Below are 8,361 nucleotides of genomic sequence, written 5' to 3' on the forward strand. Positions count from 1 at the left end.
AATTACTCCTAGGTGGTCAGTTGCCGCTGGGGCGGGACATGTCGGCGAGGCGGTCGGGATGAACGGTGGAGGTCCAGACTTGGACGTCGTCGATCCGGCCCCGGAATGGCTGCACCGGGGCGACGTTGACCCGTCCGTGCGCACCGAAATACAGGGGCCCGGCGGCGTTCCAGGGCGTCGAGGTGCCGACGCCCGTGGCGGAGGCGACGCCGTCGATGTACATCGTCATCGTCTTCGCGGGAATGTCGACAACGACGGCGACGTGGTACCACGTCCCGGTCGTCACCGCGACGGGCGATTCGACCTGGTGCCAGGTGACCGAGCCGGTGGAGTCGGCCGAGGGCATCGCGAACTGGAAGTGCCGCTTGCCGGTGGTCGTGTCGTAGCGGGAGTTCAGGTTGAACCCGACCCGGTCGTTGCCGGCCTGCGACAGGATCGTCTGCCACTGCGGCTCCGTCTCCCTCGGGTCAACCCAGACGCGGGCGGCGATGGTGAAGGAGGCGTCAGTGCGTACCACCGAGTCCTCAGTTTTGGCCCAGCCGTTGTCGCTGGTGAGCTGGAGCGAGCACGTGAAACAGCCGGAGACGTTCTGGCCCCACCGGTAGTCGGTGTTGCGGATCCCGTTCACCGTCAACGTGTGGCCCTGCTCAGAGTCGACGGTGCCCTGGTTGCGATCGAACCGCCAGTCCCCCTGCCGGATCGCGGCGGGGTTGCCGCCGTAGACGTTGGCGACCTGGCCGGTAGCCAATGCGCCGCGCCACAACTGCACGGTCGAGATGGCTCCGGTGAACTGCCCTCCAGCCGCGCTGCCGGAAGCATTGCCTCCGCAGCCGATGTTGACTTTTCCGAAGCCGGGATCGGGTGCCCCCGTAGCCGTCCCCGTAGCGACGAGTGCGCCGTCAACGTAGAGAAGCACTTGCTTCGCGGCGAGGTCGTAGACGCCGATCAAGTGCACCCAAGTCCCTGGTACTACCGCCGCAGTGTCCGTGGCCGATTGCCACATCGCACCGGTCCCATGAGGGACGCTGACGGTGAACGACCAGGCGCCAGTGGCACTGACCATAAGTTTGAACTTGCTTCGAGCGGCGTCGCCTTCACCGAGCACCAGCTGCTCTGCGCCGGTCACCGCGTCAACTTTCGCCCAGGCCGCGACCGAGAACGAGGCGTCGGCGTGGTTCTGCGTAGCTTCCCCAGCGGTGACACACGAAGTGCCGTCCAGGTCGATCGCCGAGGCGGTGCGTCCCCACTGGTCGTCGACCCAGGTCGCTCCCGACGTCGGCACAGTCAGGTGGTTGGCCTGCATGGAGGTGTCGTCGGCGTTGCCTTGCATGAGCCATTCGCCGGCGAGGCCCGCCGGGAGGTCCCCGGCTTTGACCTGCTGGATCTGGGCGTCGGTGAGCAGTCCGGTCCACATACCGACATGCTGGATCGCGCCGATGAAATGCCCGTTCTGGTATCCGGTGTCAGTGCGGGCATTACAGCCGATGTTCACCGGCCCGGCCGCATCCCACGCCTCATGCGTGAAGGTTCTGGTCGCCTCCAGGACACCGTTCACCCACAGCTGGATAGCTTTCGAGCCGGGGTCGACCGTAGCGGCCAGGTGCGTCCATTCGTTCAGGACCGGCGCGGTGGTCGAGGCGGCGCGTACGACCGAGCTGGTGTCGGCAACGTCGGTCGGGTTGAGCATGAGGTCCCACTGCTGGGAGGCGCCACGGTAGCGCAGCGCGAACCCGGTCATGTGTGCACCGGACTGCGAGAGCACCGTGCGAATCCCCGTGTCGCTCGTGTCGGTGCGGACCCATGCGGCCACGGTGTACGGGGCATTCGTCGGGACCACCGACCCGTCGGTCGAGACGCAGTCCGAGCCGCCGAACAGCATGGCTTGGCCTGGCGGGGTGGCGGCCCCCGAGTCGACCCACCCGGAGGTGCGGCCCATGTTCAGGTCGTGGTTCGTCGACGACTCATCGTCGGTGTTGTCGCCCAGGGTCCAGGCGTCGTCGAAGCCGTCGCCGTCGAGCCGCCAGGCCGCCGCAGGCGCCGGCGCGACGATCCTGGGCGTGTAGAAGTCGACCTGTGAGCGCATACGGTTGCCTGCGGTGTCCTCGGCCCACACGTACAGCCACACCCGGCCGCCTTCAGCCGGTGCGGTCACGGTGATGGTCGCCGAACCGTCGACGGCGGTCGCATCATCCTGCGGCGCTTCAGCGTCCCTCCCGTACCAGAAGCGGGCGAGACCGGAGTGGGCGTCTCGGGAGGTCACCTTGAAGGTCACCTCCTGCCCGGCCTGCGGGTTAGCAGGGCTTTGCAGCTCCACCGTCGGTGCGACCGGCGCGGTCGTATCGACCCGGAAGTAGCACCAGTAGTTGGTGTAGTTGTCTTGTCCGGACGCGTAGTTGTCGAGCGACTGCATCCGCCACCGGTATTCGCCGGACGGCAGGGCCGGGGAGACCACCCAGGGCTGACGCTTCCCGTCGGTCTGGTTCCGGCTGGTTGACCAGGTGCGGACGTTGCTGCTTGAGCCTTTCTTGCGGATCTCGATGCGGGCGCCGACCTTTCCGTCGGCGTCATGCGGGATGCCCGACAGCGTCGGCTGGACCTCCGTGGTCCACGGCGAACTCGCGTACCCGCCGGTCTCGCAGGTCTCACGGTTGGTTTGCAGACTTGTCGGATCACCGGCACGGGTGTTGTAGGTGACCTGGAGTTCGACGGATTTGATGTCGATGCGCCGCCACGCGTACGGGTCGCCCTCATCCGAGGACCGCACCATGAACGACATCCACGACAGGTGGTCGCCCACCCGTGTCTGCAGGCGTGACTTGATCTCGCTGTCGTCGAAGTTCACGTCCCGGTCGGGGTAGTTCGTCGCGCAGCCCGTCGAGTTCGACGAGGCCACCGACTTGGTCTGCAGGTGCTCGTCATCAGCCGTCGTGATCGAGTTCCACGTGGTTCCGTTGGTGAGCTTCCGGTTGACCTCGTAGAGGGCCAGGTTCGCCGAACCGCACCCGCCCGAGTGGGTCTGGGTCATCGCGACCTTGGCCGAGAGGATGTCTTTGCCGTCGAGTTTGTCGATGTCGAACCGGACCACCGAGCGCCACAACCCGCACGCGTCAGGCGCACACGAAGCCCAGATGTTCAATCCGACGCGCATGCCGCCCTGGCGGGGCCAGTCCTTGTCGTTCGTCCACGACGAGGACGGTCGGCTCTCGAAGATGTTCGCCCACGCCAAGCGCTTGCCGACGAACGGCGGGTCGATCGTGATGGGGAACTGCGCCTCCGGATCGGCAAGCATCGCTGTGTCCGGCGTGACCGTGAGCGTCCCGTCGGCCAGGGCCACGTCGACGTCGGCGTACATGCCGGGCATCGCATCGTCCGGGCCCAGGTCGCTGACGGCCTCGTCTTCGGCGGTCGCAGTGAACGCTTCGGCCGCAGCGGTTTCGCTGTCGGGGTCGAGCGAGGCGTCCCACATGTATGCGCCGGGCGCGGTGAACAGCGGTTCTCCTGCACTGTCGGTCGCAACGACCGCGCCTGCCTCGTCCTGCGTCACGGTCAGGCCCTCAGCGTCGATGCCGATGTTCATCGACGCCAGCGCCGGGTTGGCGGCGGCTTCGGCGTTCTTGACGACCAGGGCGTAGGTGAATCCGTCGACGCTTGCGGTCACCTGCAAGTCGACTCCGGCCAGTACCTCGGCATAGGTCGCGGTGTCGCCTTCGATCACCGGAGCAGGCAGCGTCCCCGGCCACGTCAACGACACCGAACCGCCCTCAGGGGCGGTCGCGGACACGAACGGGCCCTCACCGCCGGGTGAGACGGTGATGTCTGAGACTGCGGCGGCGGTGGTGATCGTCCCGTCGGCGTTCTCGGTGAAGCCGGTGTCGATCGCGACCCACTCACCCGAGGCATCGGGCGCCCAAGCGGGCACGGTCTCCACTGAGGCGGAGAGGAACCCTGCCGGGTCGGCGGTCACCTGGGTCGCGTAGTCGGCCAGGCCGGTCACCGGGACGCTGACGCCGCATGCCTCAGCCAGCAGCAGTGCGCCGCCTTCGCTGAACGACTCCACCGTCTCGCCGGCGTCCACATCGTACGGGCACGTCAGTGATGTCGTCGAGACCTGCTCCAGCGCATCGATGGTGGCATCGACCTCGAACGAGCACCAGGTGGTGTACCGCGCGGTCACCCCGTCCGTGGTGTTGGCGCGGGACCGGAACTCATAAGCGCCATCGGGGAGGGCGGTCGCCATCTGCCACTCGTACGGAGTCCCGGAGGCGACCGTGGTGGCGCTGGTGTGCTCGGCCACCGTGGTCCCGGTAGCATCCCGCACCCAGAAGGTCACGTTCGCGGCACCGTCGCTGGAGGTCGGTGTGGCCGAGAACGTCGGCAGCGCCCCGGAGACCCGTGCCCCCTCAGGTGCGAGACAGTTCGTGCCGTTGACCATCAGGTCGTTCGGCACCGCTATCGTCGGCTGGTAAGTCACCGTCAGATGCGCGGTCGCCACGTCCGCGCGGACCCACTGCTCCCGGTTGGCCTCATCAGACGCCTTCAGTCCCAAAGTGATCGAGTCGTACGGGATCTGCGCACGGCGATCAATATGACCAGTGAGAGCCTCGGAAGCGAACGTTACTTCCCGGGTCGGATGGGCCACCGAGCAGCCGCCCGACGCGTTCGCGCTCGCCACCGTCTGCGTGTCAAGGGCGCCGCCGTGGAGCCAGGAGTCCGCAGTGGAGTTCCACGAGGTCGGCGTGACGCCCTTGGAAATGATCGTCGTCTGCCACAACTCCAGCGGGTAGGCGTCGCAGCCACCGGTGTGCTTGAGCGTCAGCGACATGGTCGCGGCGCTTACCGAGGCGTAGTTGAGGTTCGAGACGTCGAAGCGGATCATCGACCGCCAGATCCCGTAGCCCTCTTCACCAGCGGCGACCCAGCCGTTGAAACCCATCCGCAGACCGCCCGAACGGGGCCAGACCGCGTCATCCCACCACGTCGAGTCCGCGTATTGGCCGCTGCCTACGGTTGTCCAGGCGTTGATCGCTGACTCAAAGGACGGGTCGATGATGACCGGGAACACGGTCGCCGGGTCCGCCAGCAATGCTGCGTCAGGGCTGATCGCCAGCGTCGTCCCTTCGAGCGCGACCTCCATCGCCTCGACGCGACCGGGGTCACCCGGGTCGATGTCCGAGCCGGTGTCCGTCGCCGCCAGCGCCTCGGCGAAGGACTGTATGGGGCCTCCAGCGGGAATGTCAGCCGAGGCCGGAACGGACGAGTCCCACATCAGTGCATTCGCCGCAACGAATGCGGTTTCTCCCGTGGACGGGTCGGTCGCGGTCACCGTCCCGCTCGCCGCGTCTTGCGCGACCTCAAGGGTGCCGCCGAGCTCGACCTCGATTCGAGCCAGTTCCGGATTCGCGGCGGCCTCGGGCGTCATGACCTCCAGTTGGTAGGCGAACCCAGTCGCGCTCGCCTCGACCAGCAGGTCAACCCCGTCGAACACCGCTGCATACCGTGCCTGCGCCCCGTCCAGGACCGGTTCAGGCAGAGGCTGGGGCCACCACAGGTCGAGGGTGCCGCCGGCTTCGGTTGTCAGGCTCGCCAACGGCTGCCCGTCCCCGCCCGGGGACACTGACAGCTCCCCCGGCACCGCTGCGGCACTGATCATCCCATTCTCGCCGGCGACCAGCTCCGGGTTGATGTCGACCCAAGCACCCGTTGTTGCATCAGTGGTCCACTGCGGCGTCGCGTACACCTCGGCGGTCATGGTCCCGTCGGCCTCGGCGGTGAACGTCGCCGTTGACTGCCGCAGCGCATCCACGTCGACACCGCGACCGCAGCGAGCGGCCAACTCCAGGCCTGCGGCCTCGGAATCCACCACGAACGTCGGATCATCGACCGCGGCGCAGTCGACCCCGTCCGGGGAGATCTCCTCCGCGCCAGCTTTGCCCGACAATGCGATCGAGGCCGCCGTCGCAGCGACCAGGACGAACACTCCCGCACGGCGCGAGCGCGAGCCACGGGCATCGTGTTGACGCGGTAGGGGGAGAACGCGGGGGCTATGGAACATGTGGATTTCGCATTCAGTTAGGCAGCCGGGGAAGCTGGTCACGCACACGGGGCGGCGCGCGACCGAGCGTCACGCTAACGAACCATCACCGACCGCGTCAACCATCCGCAACCAGACCGCCACCCACTGATGCCGCAAAATGGACTATTGCTCGCCGTTCGTTGGCGTAGTTCCTCAAGGGTTGCTGAGAAAACCTTGAAGCAACCGTGATCAAATCCGCAGCCAGGAGAGCAGAATCCACCACGGAGCGCGAATCTCCGGATGTCGACTTGTCGACAACACTTAAGATTTGATAACAGTTTGATAATCATCCCGAACTTGGGACACACAAACGAGTCCAATTCATGACTTCACCCATCAAGACCGTCCCCATCGTCCGATACTTCGCGGCTTCGACGAGGTCGCCGTGCTTAGCGTGGTGGCCGGCGAAGCGGATTCCGACGCACCTGACTGCGACGCAGCAGCTCCGGCGCAGTCAGGCGAGGTATACGATGTCGGGCGCAAGGCCGTCGGCCGGAAAGCGGCAAGGCGTTCAAGTCCGGCGGGGCCGCCCGCGAGGCGTCGAGACGGAAGGTCGCAGTCTTCTCTCGTAGGGAACCGGGGTCGAGCGTGCGGTTACCGGCGAAACCACAGACCGTGGCACTGAGGCCAGGTCCAATGAGATCAGCAAGGTCTTTGGCGACGGCGAGAACCGGTGCGGCCAACAGCAGTGTTCCTCTTCGCAACTGGTGTCGACGCGCAGTAGCGGACTGATCGGTTGCCGACCCCACCAGCGGCGAACGGTACCCGGCATGTCGGTGTAGTTGGCGGCGACGACGTCGCCAAAGGTCGCCTCCCGGGTGCTCCAGGAGGTGAAGGCGGCGTTCACGACGAGGTTGCTCACGTCGGTGACGCGTTCATCGAGGTTGAGTCCGGTGGTGATCGCGTCGGCTCCGGCATTGACGGCGGCGGTGACGTGTTCGCGGGTGGCGGTCATCGGTGGCGTCCTTGTCACGGCGTGAGGTCGAGTGGGGACGCTCGCAATGTTGTCGCGGCTGGATGGCATGTACAACTACAGTTCGGTCCCTGAACTGGGGTTATGCACTCGTGTGCGTGAGGGGCGGATCCAGGCGCCGCCCATGGACTCCGGCGGCAGCTGATGGCTTCCGGTTTCCGGACTCCATCGTTATCTAAAGCTAGCTATAGTTAGATCATGACAGGGAAACCGCCGTTCCGGGTCACCCCGGCCACACTCGACGTCCTCGAAGTCCTCCTGTCCGATGAGCAGGACCTGTACGGGCTTCGCATAGCCAAGATCCTCGACCGTTCCAGCGGCAGCATCGCGCTGATCCTCATGCGGCTGGAGAACCACGGATGGGCCACCAGCCGGTGGGAACCAGACAGTGAAGAGACACGGCTTGGTAGGCCACGCCGCCGGTTCTACGAACTACACGGCGACCAGGTGCACGCCGCACGAGCGCTCATCGCCTCCCGCAGGCCTGCCGCCGCACCCGGCGGCCGACCCGGACGGCTAGGGCTCGCACAACTGATCATGACACGCCTGGGCGGAGCGTGGGGCCGATGATCCTCAAAATGCTCGGCGTCATCGCGACCGCGATCCTCATCCCCGCCGCTCTCATGGTCCTCGCCGAATGGTCACCAAGGATCGCCCAGCGTCTCCTGCACTGGACCGCCGCTCGACTGGGCGACGAACAGGTCGCCGGGCGCTATCTCGAAGAGTGGCAAGGGGACCTGCGTGATACTCCCAGCGGCCTGTCGCAACTGCTGTACGCGTTGAGTCGTGTCGTCCGGCTCCCGTTGATGGCCCGCGAACTGAACGTCGTACTGGTCCTGCGGACACGATTGCCGCGACAACAACGCAACAACACCGGTCGGGCGGCAATCGCAGCGAGCATTTGGCAGCACCAACATCGGATACTCACACTGGCGATGGTCTCGAGCGGGGGCGTGGCGGTGGGTGCAGCATATCTGGCATGGCAAGGGTCGGAAGCCTTCGTAGATTCCAGCTTGGCTGCCGTCGGCTCAGTGGCTGCGTTGGCAGCGCTGACCGTTTCAATCACACAGTGGCTGCAGCATCGACGGTCTAAACCACAGGTGGTCATTACCGCGCCGCGAAAGACCCTCAAGTGATGGAGTATCACTTGGACGGTGACCACGGATGGGCCGCGGTTCAGCTTGTAACCAACGCATTTCTTTGCTAGACCGAAGGGATGCATCGTTTCATCACTCAGTACCGTGAGCGGGTGCCGGTCAAAGTGTCATTGCTGATCGCCTTGGGGCTGGTGTTCACCGTGGGCGTCCTGGTCGCT

4 protein-coding genes are annotated in these 8,361 nt (G+C 65.9%); 2 read left to right on the forward strand and 2 right to left on the reverse strand.

Features of this window, described 5'->3' with window-relative positions:
* Positions 1–16: 16 nt before the first annotated feature.
* Positions 17–5,977: a LamG domain-containing protein gene (locus LO763_RS20250; protein ID WP_230787982.1), complete on the reverse strand. Its 5,961-nt coding sequence runs from the start codon at positions 5,975–5,977 to the stop codon at positions 17–19.
* 607 nt (positions 5,978–6,584) lie between these two features.
* On the reverse strand, positions 6,585–7,028 hold the full coding sequence (locus LO763_RS20255) for a hypothetical protein (RefSeq protein WP_230787984.1): 444 nt from the start codon (positions 7,026–7,028) through the stop codon (positions 6,585–6,587).
* A 216-nt stretch (positions 7,029–7,244) separates the two neighbouring features.
* Between LO763_RS20255 and LO763_RS20260 the strand changes: the two genes are divergently transcribed.
* Together LO763_RS20260 and LO763_RS20265 are read left to right on the forward strand one after the other, a co-directional pair.
* Positions 7,245–7,616: a helix-turn-helix domain-containing protein gene (locus tag LO763_RS20260; RefSeq protein WP_230787987.1), complete on the forward strand. Its 372-nt coding sequence runs from the start codon at positions 7,245–7,247 to the stop codon at positions 7,614–7,616.
* Positions 7,613–8,182 (forward strand): effector-associated constant component EACC1, encoded by a 570-nt coding sequence (locus LO763_RS20265; RefSeq protein WP_230787990.1) that lies wholly within the window; start codon positions 7,613–7,615, stop codon positions 8,180–8,182. Before LO763_RS20260 ends, LO763_RS20265 begins: the two co-directional genes overlap by 4 nt.
* The last annotated feature ends 179 nt before the right edge of the window (positions 8,183–8,361 follow it).

This window comes from Glycomyces amatae, assembly GCF_020991375.1.
Lineage (GTDB): Bacteria > Actinomycetota > Actinomycetes > Mycobacteriales > Micromonosporaceae > Glycomyces > Glycomyces amatae.

Excerpts from the sequence above, each read along its gene's own strand:
- LO763_RS20255 (WP_230787984.1), bottom strand. The coding sequence starts at position 7,028 with ATGACCGCCACCCGCGAACACGTCACCGCCGCCGTCAATGCCGGAGCC.
- LO763_RS20260 (WP_230787987.1), top strand. The coding sequence starts at position 7,245 with ATGACAGGGAAACCGCCGTTCCGGGTCACCCCGGCCACACTCGACGTC.
- LO763_RS20265 (WP_230787990.1), top strand. The coding sequence starts at position 7,613 with ATGATCCTCAAAATGCTCGGCGTCATCGCGACCGCGATCCTCATCCCC.